Annotated in this window: 14 protein-coding genes and 3 pseudogenes; 6 read left to right on the top strand and 11 right to left on the bottom strand. The window is 68.2% G+C overall.

All coding sequences use genetic code 11. From position 1 onward, the window contains the following. Positions 1 to 16: 16 nt before the first annotated feature. Positions 17 to 1,540, top strand: coding sequence for an acetaldehyde dehydrogenase ExaC (gene exaC, locus ACWDEW_RS15730; RefSeq protein ID WP_450513189.1), 1,524 nt, complete (start codon positions 17 to 19; stop codon positions 1,538 to 1,540). Between the two features lie 161 nt (positions 1,541 to 1,701). Here exaC and ACWDEW_RS15735 read toward each other — a convergent pair whose 3' ends face one another. Together ACWDEW_RS15735 and ACWDEW_RS15740 are read right to left on the bottom strand one after the other, a co-directional pair. Further along, a complete protein-coding gene (locus ACWDEW_RS15735; protein ID WP_450513191.1) occupies positions 1,702 to 2,004 on the bottom strand; it encodes a hypothetical protein in 303 nt (100 codons plus the stop codon). Positions 2,005 to 2,254: 250 nt separating this feature from the next. Further along, positions 2,255 to 2,857 carry a TetR/AcrR family transcriptional regulator gene (locus ACWDEW_RS15740; protein ID WP_450513193.1) on the bottom strand — a complete coding sequence of 201 codons (603 nt, stop codon included), beginning with the start codon at positions 2,855 to 2,857 and terminating at the stop codon, positions 2,255 to 2,257. 170 nt (positions 2,858 to 3,027) lie between these two features. Between ACWDEW_RS15740 and ACWDEW_RS15745 the strand changes: the two genes are divergently transcribed. Further along, positions 3,028 to 3,741 carry an SDR family oxidoreductase gene (locus tag ACWDEW_RS15745; protein WP_450513195.1) on the top strand — a complete coding sequence of 238 codons (714 nt, stop codon included), beginning with the start codon at positions 3,028 to 3,030 and terminating at the stop codon, positions 3,739 to 3,741. Positions 3,742 to 4,187: 446 nt separating this feature from the next. Here ACWDEW_RS15745 and ACWDEW_RS15750 read toward each other — a convergent pair whose 3' ends face one another. From ACWDEW_RS15750 to ACWDEW_RS15770, 5 genes are all read right to left on the bottom strand, one after another. Then, complete coding sequence (locus ACWDEW_RS15750; protein ID WP_450513197.1) at positions 4,188 to 5,018, bottom strand: enoyl-CoA hydratase/isomerase family protein; 831 nt, start codon at positions 5,016 to 5,018, stop codon at positions 4,188 to 4,190. Between the two features lie 123 nt (positions 5,019 to 5,141). After that, positions 5,142 to 5,420, bottom strand: coding sequence for a hypothetical protein (locus ACWDEW_RS15755; RefSeq protein ID WP_450513198.1), 279 nt, complete (start codon positions 5,418 to 5,420; stop codon positions 5,142 to 5,144). An 87-nt stretch (positions 5,421 to 5,507) separates the two neighbouring features. Next, positions 5,508 to 5,948: a hypothetical protein gene (locus tag ACWDEW_RS15760; RefSeq protein ID WP_450513200.1), complete on the bottom strand. Its 441-nt coding sequence runs from the start codon at positions 5,946 to 5,948 to the stop codon at positions 5,508 to 5,510. Positions 5,949 to 5,969: 21 nt separating this feature from the next. Further along, positions 5,970 to 6,848, bottom strand: coding sequence for an alpha/beta fold hydrolase (locus tag ACWDEW_RS15765; RefSeq protein WP_450513201.1), 879 nt, complete (start codon positions 6,846 to 6,848; stop codon positions 5,970 to 5,972). Between the two features lie 59 nt (positions 6,849 to 6,907). Next, entirely contained in the window at positions 6,908 to 7,903 is a 996-nt protein-coding gene (locus ACWDEW_RS15770; protein ID WP_450513203.1) for an NADP-dependent oxidoreductase, read from the bottom strand. Positions 7,904 to 8,051: 148 nt separating this feature from the next. Between ACWDEW_RS15770 and ACWDEW_RS15775 the strand changes: the two genes are divergently transcribed. After that, positions 8,052 to 8,675 (top strand): TetR/AcrR family transcriptional regulator, encoded by a 624-nt coding sequence (locus tag ACWDEW_RS15775; RefSeq protein ID WP_450513204.1) that lies wholly within the window; start codon positions 8,052 to 8,054, stop codon positions 8,673 to 8,675. A 147-nt stretch (positions 8,676 to 8,822) separates the two neighbouring features. Here ACWDEW_RS15775 and ACWDEW_RS15780 read toward each other — a convergent pair whose 3' ends face one another. Further along, on the bottom strand, positions 8,823 to 9,494 hold the full coding sequence (locus ACWDEW_RS15780; protein WP_450513206.1) for a TetR/AcrR family transcriptional regulator: 672 nt from the start codon (positions 9,492 to 9,494) through the stop codon (positions 8,823 to 8,825). Positions 9,495 to 9,561: 67 nt separating this feature from the next. Between ACWDEW_RS15780 and ACWDEW_RS15785 the strand changes: the two are divergent. The 3 genes and pseudogenes from ACWDEW_RS15785 to ACWDEW_RS15795 all read left to right on the top strand — a co-directional run. Beyond that, positions 9,562 to 10,266, top strand: a pseudogene (locus tag ACWDEW_RS15785) (alpha/beta fold hydrolase); the annotation flags it as partial. A gap of 303 nt (positions 10,267 to 10,569) precedes the next feature. Continuing rightward, positions 10,570 to 11,637 carry an alkene reductase gene (locus ACWDEW_RS15790; RefSeq protein ID WP_450513382.1) on the top strand — a complete coding sequence of 356 codons (1,068 nt, stop codon included), beginning with the start codon at positions 10,570 to 10,572 and terminating at the stop codon, positions 11,635 to 11,637. Positions 11,638 to 12,218: 581 nt separating this feature from the next. Continuing rightward, on the top strand, positions 12,219 to 12,791 hold the full coding sequence (locus ACWDEW_RS15795) for a TetR/AcrR family transcriptional regulator (protein WP_450513208.1): 573 nt from the start codon (positions 12,219 to 12,221) through the stop codon (positions 12,789 to 12,791). Positions 12,792 to 12,816: 25 nt separating this feature from the next. Here the strand turns inward: ACWDEW_RS15795 and ACWDEW_RS15800 are convergent. The 3 genes and pseudogenes from ACWDEW_RS15800 to ACWDEW_RS15810 form a co-directional block, all read right to left on the bottom strand. After that, positions 12,817 to 13,005, bottom strand: a pseudogene (locus tag ACWDEW_RS15800) (DUF5931 domain-containing protein); the annotation flags it as partial. Positions 13,006 to 13,092: 87 nt separating this feature from the next. Next, positions 13,093 to 13,459 (bottom strand): annotated as a pseudogene (locus ACWDEW_RS15805) (BlaI/MecI/CopY family transcriptional regulator). 129 nt (positions 13,460 to 13,588) lie between these two features. Beyond that, on the bottom strand, positions 13,589 to 14,827 hold the full coding sequence (locus ACWDEW_RS15810; RefSeq protein ID WP_450513384.1) for an ROK family transcriptional regulator: 1,239 nt from the start codon (positions 14,825 to 14,827) through the stop codon (positions 13,589 to 13,591). Positions 14,828 to 15,003: the final 176 nt, after the last annotated feature.

A 15,003-nucleotide genomic window follows, 5' to 3' on the forward strand; every position in this document is an offset into this window, starting at 1 on the left:
CGGGAGGCACACCAGCATGACCCGTTACGCGGCACCCGGCACCGAGGGCGCGATCGTCTCCTACCAGGCGCGCTACGACCACTTCATCGGCGGCGAGTACGTGCCGCCGGCTCGCGGGCAGTACTTCGAGAACCCGTCCCCGGTGAACGGGCAGCCGTTCACGGAGATCGCGCGCGGCACCGCGGAGGACGTGGAGCGGGCGCTGGACGCGGCGCACGCGGCGGCGCCGGGCTGGGGCCGGTCGTCGGTGACCGAGCGGTCCGACATCCTGCTCAAGATCGCCGACCGGATGGAGGCGCACCTGGAACCGCTCGCGGTCGCTGAGAGCTGGGAGAACGGCAAGCCGGTCCGCGAGACCCTGGCCGCCGACATCCCGCTCGCCATCGACCACTTCCGCTACTTCGCGGGGGCGATCCGGGCGCAGGAGGGTTCGCTGAGCGAGGTCGACGACGACACGGTGGCGTACCACTTCCACGAGCCGCTCGGGGTCGTGGCGCAGATCATCCCGTGGAACTTCCCGATCCTGATGGCGACCTGGAAGCTGGCCCCGGCGCTCGCGGCGGGCAACGCGGTCGTCATCAAGCCCGCCGAGCAGACCCCGGCGTCCATCCACTACTGGATGAGCCTGATCGCGGACCTGCTGCCGCCGGGCGTGGTGAACATCGTCAACGGCTTCGGCGTCGAGGCGGGCAAGCCGCTCGCGTCCAGCCCGCGTGTGGCGAAGGTCGCCTTCACCGGCGAGACCACCACGGGACGGTTGATCATGCAGTACGCCTCGGAGAACATCAAGCCGGTCACGCTGGAACTCGGCGGCAAGTCGCCGAACATCTTCTTCGACGACGTGTCGTCGGCGAACGACGACTTCCTCGACAAGGCACTCGAAGGCTTCACGATGTTCGCGCTCAACCAGGGCGAGGTGTGCACCTGCCCGTCCCGGGCGCTCGTCCAGCGCGGCCACTACTCCGACTTCCTCCAGGCGGCCGTCGCCCGCACCGAGTTGATCAAGCCGGGGCACCCCCTCGACACCGACACGATGATCGGCGCCCAGGCCTCCAACGACCAGCTGGAGAAGATCCTCTCCTACCTCGACATCGGCCGGCAGGAGGGCGCGAAGGTCCTCACGGGCGGTGAACGTCTCGACTACGACGGCGAGTTGAAGGGCGGCTACTACGTCCAGCCGACGATCTTCGAGGGCGACAACCGGATGCGGATCTTCCAGGAGGAGATCTTCGGGCCGGTGGTCTCGGTGGCGTCGTTCGACGACTTCGACGACGCGATCAAGGTCGCCAACGACACGCTGTACGGTCTCGGGGCCGGTGTGTGGACCCGGGACATCAACACGGCGTACCGCGCGGGCCGGGCGATCCAGGCGGGCCGGGTGTGGACCAACTGCTACCACGCGTACCCCGCGCACGCGGCCTTCGGCGGCTACAAGCAGTCCGGTATCGGCCGCGAGAACCACAAGATGATGCTGGAGCACTACCAGCAGACCAAGAACCTTCTGGTGTCGTATTCGCCGAGGAAGCTGGGCTTCTTCTAGAGACCCAAGAAAGGGCGCCTGACCTGGGCTTTTGCCCGTCAGGCGCCTTCCTCTCGGTCCGTCCGGGGCAAGGACCCACTTGCGCCATAACTCCCATTTCCTCCCACTGCTGTCCCACTCCTGACCAGGACTTCCGGACCAGTCACGGACCAAAGCCCGACTCACCCTTCGGACTCCGCGCCCCGGCTGACGCGGTCCCACTCCTGCATGGACTGCTCGATGAGGCGGTTGGCCTGTTCTCGGACGCCGTCCAGGAATTTGGCGTAATGGCGGAAGAGGACCTCAATGCTCTGGCCCGCGCGACGAGCGCACTCGGCGGGGTCCACGCCGGAGTACAGCCAGAACGAGATCCCGGCGTGCTGGAGATCGTAGGGCCGCTTTGCCAGCCGGGAGGCGAGTTCTGTACGGGTCAGGACGTATTTCCGAGCCCGCGCCCACGTTGTGCCATATGCAGCTGCGTCCACGTAGTTGCCGGCCTGGTTCCGAAACAGTCGGCCGGCCGTACGCGCCCTGTGGGCCGCCCTGCGGCAAGAGGTCGCCGAACGGGCCGATGAACTACTTCCGGAGTGAACGCCGGCGAGAAACAGGTGCGGTGGAATCCCGCCGATCGCCGGTCGAGCCACCGCCGGCGCCTGGTCGCGACGGTCAGGATCAGAGCCATGGCGCAGCCGAGAACCATCCTGGTGATCGCCCGGGACGGAGGCCGGCCGTGCTTCAGCGAGGCAGCAGGACGTCGACCTGCCCCCGGATGTCCTGCACGATCTCCTCGACACTCAAGGCGATGTTCACGCTCACCGCCATGCTGAGGAACATCACGGCGGACACGATGTGTGCCAGCGTCGCGGCGTCGCCCTCTGCGACCCGCTCGTCTCGGCGGAGCACGGCGGCGACGGCCTCCTCGGTCTGCGCGACGATGGCGAGTGCCGCACCGTGCCGGGGCTCCTCGGGGTCGCCGAAGACCATCTCTCGCAGGTAGGTGCGTCCGTTGTCGATCTGGAGGCGGTTGCACTCCACGATCGGCCGGACGATCGCCATCACCGCGTCCAGCACGCCGGGGACGGTCTCGGCGTCCGCCCGGCCCCGCTCAAGTGCTTCGACGTACTTGGCGTTTTGGACAAGGAGGAGGAGTTCGCCCTTGGTCCTGGCGTAAAGGAACAGGGTCCCGGTGCCGATGTCGGCCTTGTCGGCGATCTGCTGGGTCGTGACCTCATCGACGCCGTGTTCGGCGAACAACTCCGTCGCGGCAGCGACGATGCGGTCGAATTTCTCCTGCTTGTTGCGCTCGCGCCGTCCGACCGGCCGGGGGGCGACAGCCATGGCGATGTCCTCCAGGAATATTATTCTGACCTTAGTCAGTTATGATTACACTCGGTACCGCGTGGGCTCGAATATGGCTACGCTCATTCTCCCACGACAGGGCGAGCAGTCGTTGCTCCATCCGTGCAGAGCAACGCACTCCACATCCCCCTGGAACGAAGGAACACCCCATGCCATCCCTCGATGAAGCAGTCGTCCTCGTCACCGGCGCCAATGGCGGTATCGGCACCCACTTCGTCCACGAGGCCCTGGCTCGCGGCGCCGTCAAGGTCTACGCCACCGCCCGTTCCCCCCGCGCCTGGGACGACGAACGCATCGTCCCTCTGACCCTTGACGTCACCGATCGCGCGTCGATCGACGCGGCCGTCGCCGCCGCGGCGGACGTCACCGTGCTCGTCAACAACGCGGGCGCCACCCCGCCGAGCGCGAGCCTGCTGGACGTCACCGAGGCGGACATCCGGGCGAACATGGAGACGAACTTCTTCGGACCGGTCCTCCTGGCCCGCGCCTTCGCACCGGTCCTCGCCGCCAAGAAGGGGGCAATCCTCATCGACGTGCACTCCGTTGCCAGCTGGTATGCCTTCGGCGGCGCCTACAGCGCGTCCAAGGCCGCACTGTGGTCGGCCACCAACTCGCTGCGCATCGAGTTCGCGCCCATGGGCGTCCACGTGACGGGTGTGCACATGGGCTACGTCGACACCGACATGGCCGCGCGCACCGAGGGACCCAAGATGCTGGCGACGCAGCTGGTGACGACGGTCTACGACGCGGTCGAGGCCGGCGAGTACGAGGTCTTGGCCGACGAGTTGACCCAGGGGGTCAAGGCGGCTCTGAGCGGGCCGGTCGAGGCGCTCTACCCGGACCTGCGCGGCACGAACGCCTGAACTTGTCCTTCGGTCCCGATCGTGAGGACAGACCATCGCGGCTGTCGGGCCACGGGTGCAGGCGATGCCAGGTGCCGCGAGTTCACCCCGGTCGGTGTCGGTGAAACTCGGACAGGCCATGCCCGGCGAGCGCTTCGTCGAGCACCATCCGGCGCAGTTGGTCCAGCGACCGCCAAGGACACTTCTTCCCCCACACCACCCGCAGCCCTGTCGGCGTACGGGCCGCGCCACTGCGTGGTGAGCCCTGGACCACGGTACGGAAGATGTCGAACACCGCACCGCGTCCGCAGCAGCCCCGATCCGTCGGTCGTCCTCGATGGTGACCGGGCTTCGCGCCATCGTTCCCCTCCCCCATCGGGCACGCGTACGACGACCCAGATGGGACTCGCCACAAAACGAGCACGGCCGCGGCATCTGCTGCGTCCGTGCTCGCTTCCTGCCGGGTGTCAGCGTTGCTGGTTGGCGACGCCGATGTGGTGCCCGAGACGGTATTCGAAGTCGATGCCGGCTTGTTCGGCGAGGGCCTGCGTGCCTGGGGCCCGGGTGAGGAAACCGGGGAGGGTGAGGGAGTGGCTGAACTCGCGGTACGCGGCGACCAGGTCCGCGTCCGGGGGCAGGGATGCCCGGTTGATCTGGGCTTTGGCCGAGGCGAGTGAGGTGCGGTCGAAGGAAGCGAGCCGGGCGGCGACGGTGCCGACGAAGGCGTCGAGTTCGCTGTCGGGGAGGGCGCGGGTGACCCAGCCCCAATGCTCGGCGGTGTCGGCGTCGTAGTCGTCGCTGGTGAGGATGGCTTCCAGGGCGCGGTCGCGTCCGATGGCCCGGGGGAGGCGTTCGCTGCCGCCACCGCCGGGCAGCAGTCCGCTGCCGACCTCGGGCTGTCCGAAGATCGCCTTCTCACGGCTGGCGTAGCGCAGATCGAGGGCGAGGGCGAGCTCGTTCCCGCCGCCCCGGGTGCGTCCCCGGATGGCCGCGATGGTGATGTAGGGCGCTTTGGAGAGTTCCAGGACCAGATTCGTCCATGCCGGCACCGCGTCCTGGTCCTCGGGGGCGGGGAAGTCGGCTGCTGCGGCCAGGTCGAAGTGGTTGTAGAAGAAGTCGGGGGTGGCGCTGTCGAACAGCACGACCTGGATGTCCGGGTCGGTGGCCAGTTCGGTGACGATCTCGATGAGGCGCAGGACGGTCTCGCCGGTGATGAGGTTGACGGGCGGGTTGGCGAAGGTGATCTTCGCGATCTGCGGTGAGGTGCGCTCGTAGTGGATGGTGCTGGGCTCGCTCATGGCTGGCTCCGGATACGTGGTGGGTAACAGATGGCGACGGGGGCGCGAGGAGGGCCGGGAAGCCGGGGCGGATGGATCTGCCGAGCAGATCCGGTGGTCTCGCTTCCCGTCTGTGCGCGCCGCTCACTCCTCGTAGTGCGGGAGGATGTCGCCGTTCTTGACGTAGGTGAGGGCGGCGGTGACGTCGTAGGCGTGGATCGTGGAGACCTGCGGTGCCAGACGGTTGGACAGGTCCTCGATCGCGTTGCCGGTGAAGAAGGCGTCCCGTGCCGCGGTGTCGGCGAACCAGAGGCTCAGGGAGGCGTGGAAGTGCTGGTCGTGGGGGTTGTCGTGAGCGACGTTAGGGGTGTCCCAGAGCTTTTCGCTCCAGGGCAGGAACGTCTGGGTGCGCAGTTCCGTCAACACTCCGGTGCCGGCGAGCGCGGTTGCGAGCTGCTCGTTGACGAACTTCCGGAAGGCGCCGGCGCCGACCCCGTCCCTGCGGCGCAGTTAGATCAGCGTTCGGGCACCGACCGTCTGTCCGGGGCCTGCGACGTCGTACCAGCGGGACGAGTTCGGCGGGCCGGTGTAGAGCAGGGTGCGGCGGAACACGTTGATCTCGTCGGCGCAGGCCAGCTTCGTCTGCTTGCGCCCTTTCAGGGGTGCAAGCACCAATGGGAAGGTGACTTCCGCGACGCGGTCGATCTTCCGGTCGGCGGGGATCGCGGTCCGGACCCCGTCGATGGCCGGCCACAGGCCCGTGTTGTGCTCGGCGAGGTGGATCTGCCGGTACTCCTCCAGGCCCGGGGTGGCGGAGATGATCCCTGAGTGCGGGCCCTTCCAGCGGTCCATGCCGGTCTGGCGGGGCTGGTCGGTGCGCACCCGCAGCAGGATCGAGGAAGTGAGCGGCTTCTTCACTTCCGGGGGCGCAGCGACCGGTGACGTGCTCATGATGTTGCCGTCTTTTCCTGGTCAGGTGGTGGTCATCGGGCCCAGGAACTCGACCGCTACGGGGGCGAACTCCTGGTGGTACTGGAAGATGCCGCCGTGCCCGGAGTCGGGGTAGATGATCAGCTCACTGCCCTTGATGCGCCGGTGCAGGTCCTCCGACAGGACCGAGGGCACCATGCGGTCGTTGTCGCCGTTGGCGATCAGAGTGGGCTGCGTGATCGTCGACAGGTCGTCGGGGGCGGAGCGCCCCCACTTCTTGATCGCCTTCAGCTGTGTCTGGAACGCCTTGGTCTTGATGTCCGTGTCGCGGTCGACGGTGCGTTCCTTGAGCCGGTTGACGAACGCGCGGGCGGCGGGCTTGCCGGTGGCGTTGCGGTTGAAGAACAGGAACTCCTTGGGGTCCGAACGGGTCAACGTGGCACGCAGGACGTCCCAGTAGGTGACTCTGGCGACCTTGTCAATGTCCTTGCCGCCCTTGGGCCCCGTGCCGGTGAGGACCAGCTTGCGGACGAGCTCGGGGTGCTTCACCACCAGGGCCTGGGCGACCATGCCGCCGAGGGAGAAGGAGAAGACGTCGATCTTGTCGTACCCGAGCGCCTTGATGAAGGTGTAGGCGTCGTCGGCCATCGCCTCGACACTGTCCGGCACCTGGCCGGTGGAGGCCCCGACACCGCGGTTGTCGAAAGCGATGACGTGACGGCCCTTCGCGATGGGATCGATGATGCGGGGGTCCCAGTTGTCCAGGGTCGCGGCGAGGTGGACGAAGAAGACGACGGGGATGCCGCCCTTCGGCCCCAGCTCGCGGTACGCGTAGCTGACGCCGCCGGCGCTGACGGTGCGGGCCGGGGCCTTCGCGTAGGAGGTGATGACGGCTTCGTTCGGGGTGTCGGTGCTGCTCATGGCGGATTCTCCTGGTCTGTCTTGTGTCGCCCGTCGCGGTTGCGGCGGGGTGAGCTGGGTCAGTTGTTGCCGATGACGGCCTTGCCGCGGATGCCGCCCTGGGACAGGGACTGCAGCGCCTGCGGGGTCTGGTCGAAGCGGACCACCTTGCCCACGACCGGACGCACCACGCCCTCGTCGATGAGGGTGGTGATCTGGCGGAGCTGGTCGCCGCTGGCGCGCATGAACAGAAACTCGTACGTCACACCGAGCTTCTTCGCCTGCCTGCGGATCTTGCCGCTCAGGCCTGCGACCGCCAGGCGCAGCAGCGGGTTCAGGCCGGCCTCGCGGGCGAACGCGGGGTCCGGGGGACCGGCGATCCCGATGGCCTTGCCGCCGGGCTTGAGCACCCGCAGGGACTTCTCGAGGGTCTCCCCACCGATGCTGTCCAACACCAGGTCGTAGCCGGTCAGGAGCTGCTCGAAGTCCTGGGTGCGGTAATCGATCACCGTGTCCGCGCCGAGCGCGCGCACGAAGTGCGCGTTGGAAGCGCTGGCGGTCGTGGCGACGCTCGCCCCGAGGTGCGCGGCGAGCTGGATCGCGATCGAACCGACTCCGCCGGCGCCGGCGTGGATGAGAACCTTCTGCCCGGGCCGCACCTTCCCGCGCTCCACCAGCGCCTGCCACGCAGTGAGCGCCACCAGCGGCAGTGAGCCGGCCTCCTCCATGCTGATCGAGGCGGGCTTGAGCGCCACGTCGCCCTCCGCGACGGCGATGCGCTCGGCGAACGTGCCGATGCGGTCCTGGTCGGGCCGGGCGTAGACCTCGTCTCCGGGCTTGAAGCCGCGAACCGACGTCCCGACACCGATGACGGTGCCCGCGACGTCGTTGCCCAGGATCAGCGGCAGCTTGTAGGGCAGGACCTGCTTGAACTCACCCGCACGGATCTTCTCATCCAGCTGATTCAGCCCGGCGGCCTCCACCCGCACCAGCACGTCGCGCTCCCCCACGGTGGGCTCGGGGACGTCCGCCTCCTGCAGCGGCTCCTTGTATTTGGTGACGACGAACGCTCGCATGGGGCGCCACTCCTCGAATTTGTCCTATTTATCCGTTTTTGCGATCGGGTCGGCCAACCCGGTGTGGCATTCGGGGTCTCGCCCCGCTCAATCAATCCGAGTACACTCAACTATGAGTGCACTCAGAAATATTGTCAAGGGAGGTCCCATGGGAAGCGGTCACATGCCGATCGGGCGCCGCGAGCGGGCCAAACAGGCCAAGGGCGAGCGCATCATGACCGCAGCCCGCGAGCTGTTCGCCGAACACGGCGTCGACAAGGTCACGACGCAGCAGGTCGCCCGCCGGGCCGACGTCGCGATCGGGACGCTCTACCTGTACGCGTCCACCAAAGCCGAGTTGCTGATCATGGTGCAGAACGAGAAGTTCGCCGCCGCCATCGACGACGGCCTCGCCGCCGCGAACACCGCCGTCGGACAGGGCGCGCTGGAGCGGGTCATCGCTCTCATCCGTCCCGTCGTGGAGTGCGCGAGGGAGCACATCGAGAACGGCCGCACATACCTGCACGAACTCGTCTTCGGCGACCCGACCGAGCCCTACCGGCAAGCGGGCCTGGCCCTTGCCGGCCGCCTCGAGGACGGCATCACCGGCCTGCTCACCCGCGACGAGCACGTCGGCGCCGCCGACGCGGCGACGCTGGCACGGGTGATCACCGCGATCATCCACATCAGCACCACCGCCACCGTGCACCTGCACCGCAGCAACGATGCCGTCCTCGCCGACATCCGCGACCAGATCCACGCCACCCTGGCGCCCCACCACCGCGCCGCATGACCGCTCGCTCCACGCGCCACCCATCAAGGCCCCGGAAAGGGGGCACCTCATGAGCACGCACTACGGCGTCGTCGCCCTCGACGCCGGAACAGCGGGTACGTCACCGCGATCCGCGCCGCGCAACCCGACAAAACCACTCGGCTGCGGTCAGACTTCCGGGCCCCCCGCCTCCGCCCCGTCGACGTTGCCGTGTGTCAGTGACGCAAGAATCTCCGCGCGGCAGACCTCGAGGATTTCGTCCGCCAGCGGAGAACCGTCGGGGCATGCCCGCGACAACATGACCGCGCCGACCGAATGGGCGAGCGTGTCGATCACCAGGGCTCGGGCCGCATCCTGGTCCATGTCCCCCCGCGTGCCGCCATGGGCCTGGAGGGCCGTGAGCAGCTTCTCGATCCCTGCCGCGAACTCTGTTCTGATGTCCACCGGCTGACGGGCCGCGTCGCCACTGAGAGCCGCGACGGCACAGCCATCACCGCGCCCGTCGCGATGCTCCCGCGAGACGTAGCGCTCGACGAACTCCGCGGGGTCCAGGCCTTCCGCCCGCGCCGCGGTCTGCGCGAGCCCGCTAGCGGACGCTTCGGCCATCAGGTCGGCCTTGGAGCGGAAGTGCTTGTAGAACCCGCCATGCGTGAACCCGGCGGCTGCCATCAGTTCCGCCACACCGACACCGTCGTAGCCGCGCTCACGGAACAGCCTGGCGGCCGTCGCGACGATGTGGGCACGGTTGCGCTCTGCCTGCGCCTTGGTGACCCGCACGATCGGCCGCCCCTTCCTCAATTGACGCTCTGCGGTCAAGCGTACATAGATGTCGATCGACATCAAAGGTCTTGACTTTTTAAATTACGATCATCATCCTATTGCTTACCCGTTCCAGAAAGGCCAGACCATGAGTGACGCCCATGTGACCGCACCGACCCAGTACATCGAGGTCGACGGCGACCGCTTCGCCTACCGACGCTGGGGCAAGCCCTCCGGCGTCCCGATCTTCCTGCTCCAGCACTTCCGCGGAGGCATGGACAACTGGGATCCGCTGCTCACCGACGGCCTGGCCGAAGACCGTGAGGTCATCCTGTTCAACGGGCGCGGCACCGCCTCGTCATCGGGCACGCCGCGTAACCGGATGGAGGACATGGCCGACGACATCGCCGCCGTCATCCGGGCACTGGGGCTGGAGCAGGTCGACCTGCTCGGCTTCTCACTCGGCGGCTACCAGGCGCAGGAGGTCACGCTGCGCCACCCCCAACTGGTGCGCAAGCTCCTCCTGCTGGGCACCGGCCTCCGCGGCGGGGACCCGACAAGTGACCCCCAGGTGCCTCAGTACGCCCTGAACCCGGTCCCCACCCTGGAGGACTTCCTCTTCCTGTTCTTCGGCCGCTCGGAAGCCGCGGTCGAAGCGGGCCACGCCTTCTGGGAGCGCCGCCACCAGCGGGCCGACCAGGACACGCCGAGCTCGCCCGAAGTCGCGCAGGCACAGTTCGAAGCGGTTGTCGCCTACGCAGAACCGCTGCCGGGCGAGAATCCCTACGCCTTCCTGAACGCGATCACCCAGCCGACGCTGGTCCTCAACGGCGAGAACGACGTGATGCTGGCCAAACCGCGTGAACGGCTGATCCGCAGCCCGGTCGACGACGGGCGAGCTTCCGGACCGGGCCGTGCGGCACACCAACTCGGAGGCCCCGCAGACTGCCGACTCCTGCTTGAAACTGCCCGCACACCCGAATGGTATTATGATTGTAATTTCATAGATCGCGCCGGCCCAGCTCGGCCGGCAGGGGCCATGACGGGCCCCCATCGGGCCCCAAGCAGGACGGCCCGGTCCTCCCGCTCGGCTGATCACACCTACGGCCGGCCACCACCCTTAGCGATCGACCACTCACCATCTGAGGAATCACCCATGCTCAACGCCCTGTGGAACCCGACCGTCGCCGGAGAGATCTCCCTGCCGCACCGGCTCGCCATGGCCCCCTTGACCCGAAGCCGGGCCACCCCCGACGGCGTGCCGACCGAGCTCAACGCCGAGTACTACGCCCAGCGCGCCTCGCACGCCCTCATCATCACCGAGGGCACCCAGCCCTCCGCCGACGGCCAGGGCTACCCGGTCACCCCGGGCATCTACACCGAGGAACACATCGCCGGCTGGCGCAAGGTCACCGACGCCGTACACAAGGCCGACGGACGCATCGTCATCCAGCTCATGCACGCCGGGCGCATCTCCCACCCGGACAACACCCCCCATCACCGGCAACCGGTGGCACCCTCCGCGATCAAGCCGGCCGGCCAGACGTTCACCCCTTCCGGGCTCCAGGAGATGCCGGAGCCGCGCAAGCTGTCGACAGCGGAAGTCGCTGCGACGGTCGACGACTTCCGGCGCGCCGCCGCAGCCGCCATCGCGGCCGGCGCCGACGGCGTCGAGATCCACGGGGCCAACGGCTACCTGGTCAACCAGTTCCTCTTCCCCAGCACCAACCAGCGCACCGACCAATACGGGGGCTCCCTCGACAACCGCATCCGTTTCGCAGTGGAGGTCGCGACGGCCGTGGCCGACGAGATCGGCGCCGGCCGCACCGGCATCCGGATCTCTCCCGGCAACCCCTTCCAAATCAACGACCTCACGGAGAGCGATCCCCACGACCTCTACCCGCACCTCCTGCGCGCCCTCGCTCCCCTCAACCTCGCCTACCTGCACATCGGCCACGGCGGCGCCGAGGAACTCCTGCACACCCTCCGGAAGCTGTGGCCGACCACGCTGCTCCTCAACCGGGGCGGTGCCGATCTCTCCACCCGCGCCAAGGACATCGAAGACGGCCTGGCCGATGTGGTCACCGTCGGCACCATGGCCCTCGCCAACCCCGACCTCGTCGAGCGCGTACGCACCGGCGCACCCCTGAACACCCCGGACCCCGCCACCTTCTACGGCGGCGGCGCAACCGGCTACACCGACTACCCCACCCTCGCCGCCTGACGAAGGACCGCGCGTCCGGGCGAAATCATCGCCCCCCGCGTGCCTGGAACAGGCCTACGCCGCACGGTGGTGACGACCCGAGGAGTAGCGGGCCGTCACCACCGCACCCATAGGCATTGCCCTCGCACCATCGAGAGGAAGACACACCGAAACGAGCATGCGGTTGCTGAAACCATGGGCAAGAAGGAGGTCCGCCCGGGCTGCCAACTGCGCCTGGGCCAGGGCGGTTGACAGCCCTTGCCGACAACGGCGCCGATGGCCCGCACCGTGCCCGTGTCATGGAAATGGACTCTGCTGATCCCGCGTGACGCGACCAAGGAGTCCGACGCTTCGACGACTTCCACCACCACATCGGCCTGCCGGAGGCGTCCCCAGCGACCGTTTCCGGAAGTTGATCTCGGCCGGCATCCTGAAGGCCGTCCCACTGAGCCAGTGGGGCGAAGCATACGCACTCGACCCCGAGGGTCCCGTCCGGAGAATCGACACCCGAATGACCTACCGATCGTAATATTACGTACATCAGGTCATGGATTAGGCTTGCCCGCGAGACATCGGCCTTATGGAGCGAGCGGAGGATTCTCGTGGTGCGCTACGCCAAGGAGCACAAGCAGGCGACACGGCAACGGATCATCGAGACAGCGGGCCACCGATTCAAGCAGGACGGCATCGACGGTTCGGGCGTCTCCACTCTGATGTCGGATGCCGGGCTCACCAACGGAGCCTTCTACGCCCACTTCGCATCCAAGGACGACCTCGTCGCCAATGTCGTGACCGACCAACTGCGCACACAGGTCGCGGAGTACGGCACTCTGCGGCCCGGCCGCCAGGGTCTCGAAGACCTGGTTCGCGACTACCTGTCGCCTGAGCAACGGGACCACCCCGGCGACGGATGCCCCTCCGCCGCGCTGCTCGACGAGATCAGCCGCTGCGGGAACGAGACGCGGCAGGCTTACACCGAAGGCGCACGAGACATCGTGGACGAGATCGCCGCCCGCCTGACGCCTGCGAATCCGCAGTCCGCCCGGGGCAAGGCCATCGGGCTCTTCACCATGATGGTGGGCACGTTGCAGCTCTCCCGAGCCCTCTCCGACCAGAAGTTCTCAGACGAGGTCCTGGCGCAGGGGATCGAGAACGCCCTCTCCTTCATGCGCTGAGGGGAACCGTTCACGGCCTCGCACAAGTGAGGACGATGCCGGTCAGCGCGATCGCGAGGTCGACGGCGAGGAAGCGCTTGGTGCAGGCGACCGCGCTCTGCACGCGGGGCAGGGTGGCGAGCGTCCAGACGAACAGGACGACGTGGAAGGCGATGGCGATGCCCGGACGGTCGAACTGGTCGTACTCGGAGGCGAACAGTCCGACCGCGTACAGTCCGACGGCCGCTACCTGGACGCCGAGCGGCTCCCGTACATCGTGGTCCCGGCCGCCAGCGCTAGCCGACCAGGACCGGGGCCGCGTTCACGCCTTCGCCTGTCGTCCCACGTCACGCGGCGCCTTCCGCAGAGCGGCCACCTCTTCCTCGGACATCTGCTCGACGAAGTGGACGAGCGCGGCCGGACGGTCTGCTCACCCCCAGGCCGTCCTCCATCAGTGCGGCGGCGTACGCCTCACGACTGCGGACCGGCGAGTACAGCCAGGCACGTCCCTGCTTGCCTCGCAGCAACCAGCCCTTGTTGTAGAGGATGTTGGTCACGGTCATCACCGTCGTGTACGCGACGGGGCGGGTCCTGTTGATGTCGTCGACGACCTCGCGCACCGTCGCCGGACGGTTCCACGTCCAGAGACGGTCCATGATCTCCGCCTCCAGGTCCCCCAGCCGCCGCATGGGCCCGACTTCCCTTCGCCACCGAGTACGTAACGTCATAGGAGACGCCTGAACTGCCGGAAGGACCAGGCTCCTTGTACCGTGATGTCCTGCCGGGCGGACCTCCGAAGGCCGGCCGACGCCGACGTGTCACCCCGCGGTGTCCGTGAGCATGCGCCACCCCGGTGCGTAGTTGCCGTGCAGCACCAGCGACGCCGCCCCCACCGCGCCCACGGTGTCCCCGATGACGCTCTGCTCGACGACGACCGAGCGGATCGTACGGGCGACGGACGTGCGGTTGACGGCGGTCTCGATCTCCTCCCGCATGATCGGCTCGATGCCGCGCAGCGCCTCGCCGCCCAGGACGACCCGGCTGACGTCGAGGAGGCTCGCGGCGCCCCGTGCGGCCTCACCGATCCGGCGCGCGGCACGGCGTACGACGTCGCAGGCGTCGGGGTCGCCGCCGCGAGCGGCACGGCGCAGCGCCCTCCAGTCGTGGTGGACGGAGTCGGGGGTGCCGGTCAGTCCGATGCGGTCGGCGGCGTCCCGGCCATGCAGCCGCAGCAGGTCGTCGATGATCGCGGGCGGGCTGACGTACGGGCCGAGACAGTCGAGGGCGCCGCACTGGCAGACACGGTCTCCGGGATCCACCGCCATGTGGCCGAACTCGCCGGCGTTGCCCGAATCGCCGTGCAGCACGGTGTTGTTGAGGACGATTCCGGCGCCGATGCCGGTGCCGAAGTAGATGAACAGGAAGCTGCCCGCCCGTTCGGCACCGCCGATCCAGCGTTCGCCTATCGCGGCGGCGGTGGCGTCGTTGTCGAGGGCGACGGGCAGGCCGGTGGCCTCGGCGAACATGTCCACGAGGGGAACCCGGCCCCAGCCCGGGAAGTTCGGCGGGGAGACGACGGCGCCGGTGGTGCCGTCGAGCGGTCCGGGGGCCGCGATGCCGAGCCCGAGCAGGCGTGAGCGGTCTACGCCGGTGCGGTCGACGAGTCGCCCGGCGGCGCGCGCGACCCGCTCCACGACGTCGGCGGGGTCCCCGGCGTCGGTGAGCCGGAGCCGACGTCCGCCGATCACGTCTCCGGCCAGGTCGACGACGACGATCACCGCGGCGTCGGGGTCGAGGTGGACACCGACGGCACAGGCCCCGTCGGCCCGGATGGCCAGGAGGGTGCGGCGCTTGCCGCCGCTGGAGGGGGCCTGGCCGGATTCGGCCACCAGGCCGGCATCGAGCAGCTTGCGGACGACGTTGGAGACGGTCTGGTTGGTCAGGCCGGTGAGTTCGGCCAGCTCGACCCGGCTCACCTGTCCCGTGGTCCGGATGGCGTCCAGCACGACGGCCTGGTTGTAGCCGCCGACCCTCGGCAGGTTCGTCCCGCTGAGCATCGTCACCTGTCAGTCACCTGAGCCCCTCACGTCAGCCCCGCTCTCCTCGGCGCGGTCGCGCCACCGTAGGGGGCATACCGGCGGGTCCGCCAGTGACGGAAGTTTACATACTCGAAGCATTGACTTCATCCATCAAATGGATTTAGCTAGCGCCCACCAAATCCGGCCATGACGGC

Source organism: Streptomyces sp. NPDC001100 (assembly GCF_053598575.1).

Excerpts from the sequence above, each read along its gene's own strand:
- ACWDEW_RS15760 (WP_450513200.1), bottom strand. The coding sequence starts at position 5,948 with ATGAGCACGTCACCGGTCGCTGCGCCCCCGGAAGTGAAGAAGCCGCTC.
- ACWDEW_RS15775 (WP_450513204.1), top strand. The coding sequence starts at position 8,052 with ATGGGAAGCGGTCACATGCCGATCGGGCGCCGCGAGCGGGCCAAACAG.
- ACWDEW_RS15740 (WP_450513193.1), bottom strand. The coding sequence starts at position 2,857 with ATGGCTGTCGCCCCCCGGCCGGTCGGACGGCGCGAGCGCAACAAGCAG.
- ACWDEW_RS15770 (WP_450513203.1), bottom strand. The coding sequence starts at position 7,903 with ATGCGAGCGTTCGTCGTCACCAAATACAAGGAGCCGCTGCAGGAGGCG.
- exaC (WP_450513189.1), top strand. The coding sequence starts at position 17 with ATGACCCGTTACGCGGCACCCGGCACCGAGGGCGCGATCGTCTCCTAC.
- ACWDEW_RS15780 (WP_450513206.1), bottom strand. The coding sequence starts at position 9,494 with ATGTCGATCGACATCTATGTACGCTTGACCGCAGAGCGTCAATTGAGG.
- ACWDEW_RS15745 (WP_450513195.1), top strand. The coding sequence starts at position 3,028 with ATGCCATCCCTCGATGAAGCAGTCGTCCTCGTCACCGGCGCCAATGGC.
- ACWDEW_RS15750 (WP_450513197.1), bottom strand. The coding sequence starts at position 5,018 with ATGAGCGAGCCCAGCACCATCCACTACGAGCGCACCTCACCGCAGATC.
- ACWDEW_RS15765 (WP_450513201.1), bottom strand. The coding sequence starts at position 6,848 with ATGAGCAGCACCGACACCCCGAACGAAGCCGTCATCACCTCCTACGCG.
- ACWDEW_RS15790 (WP_450513382.1), top strand. The coding sequence starts at position 10,570 with ATGCTCAACGCCCTGTGGAACCCGACCGTCGCCGGAGAGATCTCCCTG.
- ACWDEW_RS15810 (WP_450513384.1), bottom strand. The coding sequence starts at position 14,827 with ATGCTCAGCGGGACGAACCTGCCGAGGGTCGGCGGCTACAACCAGGCC.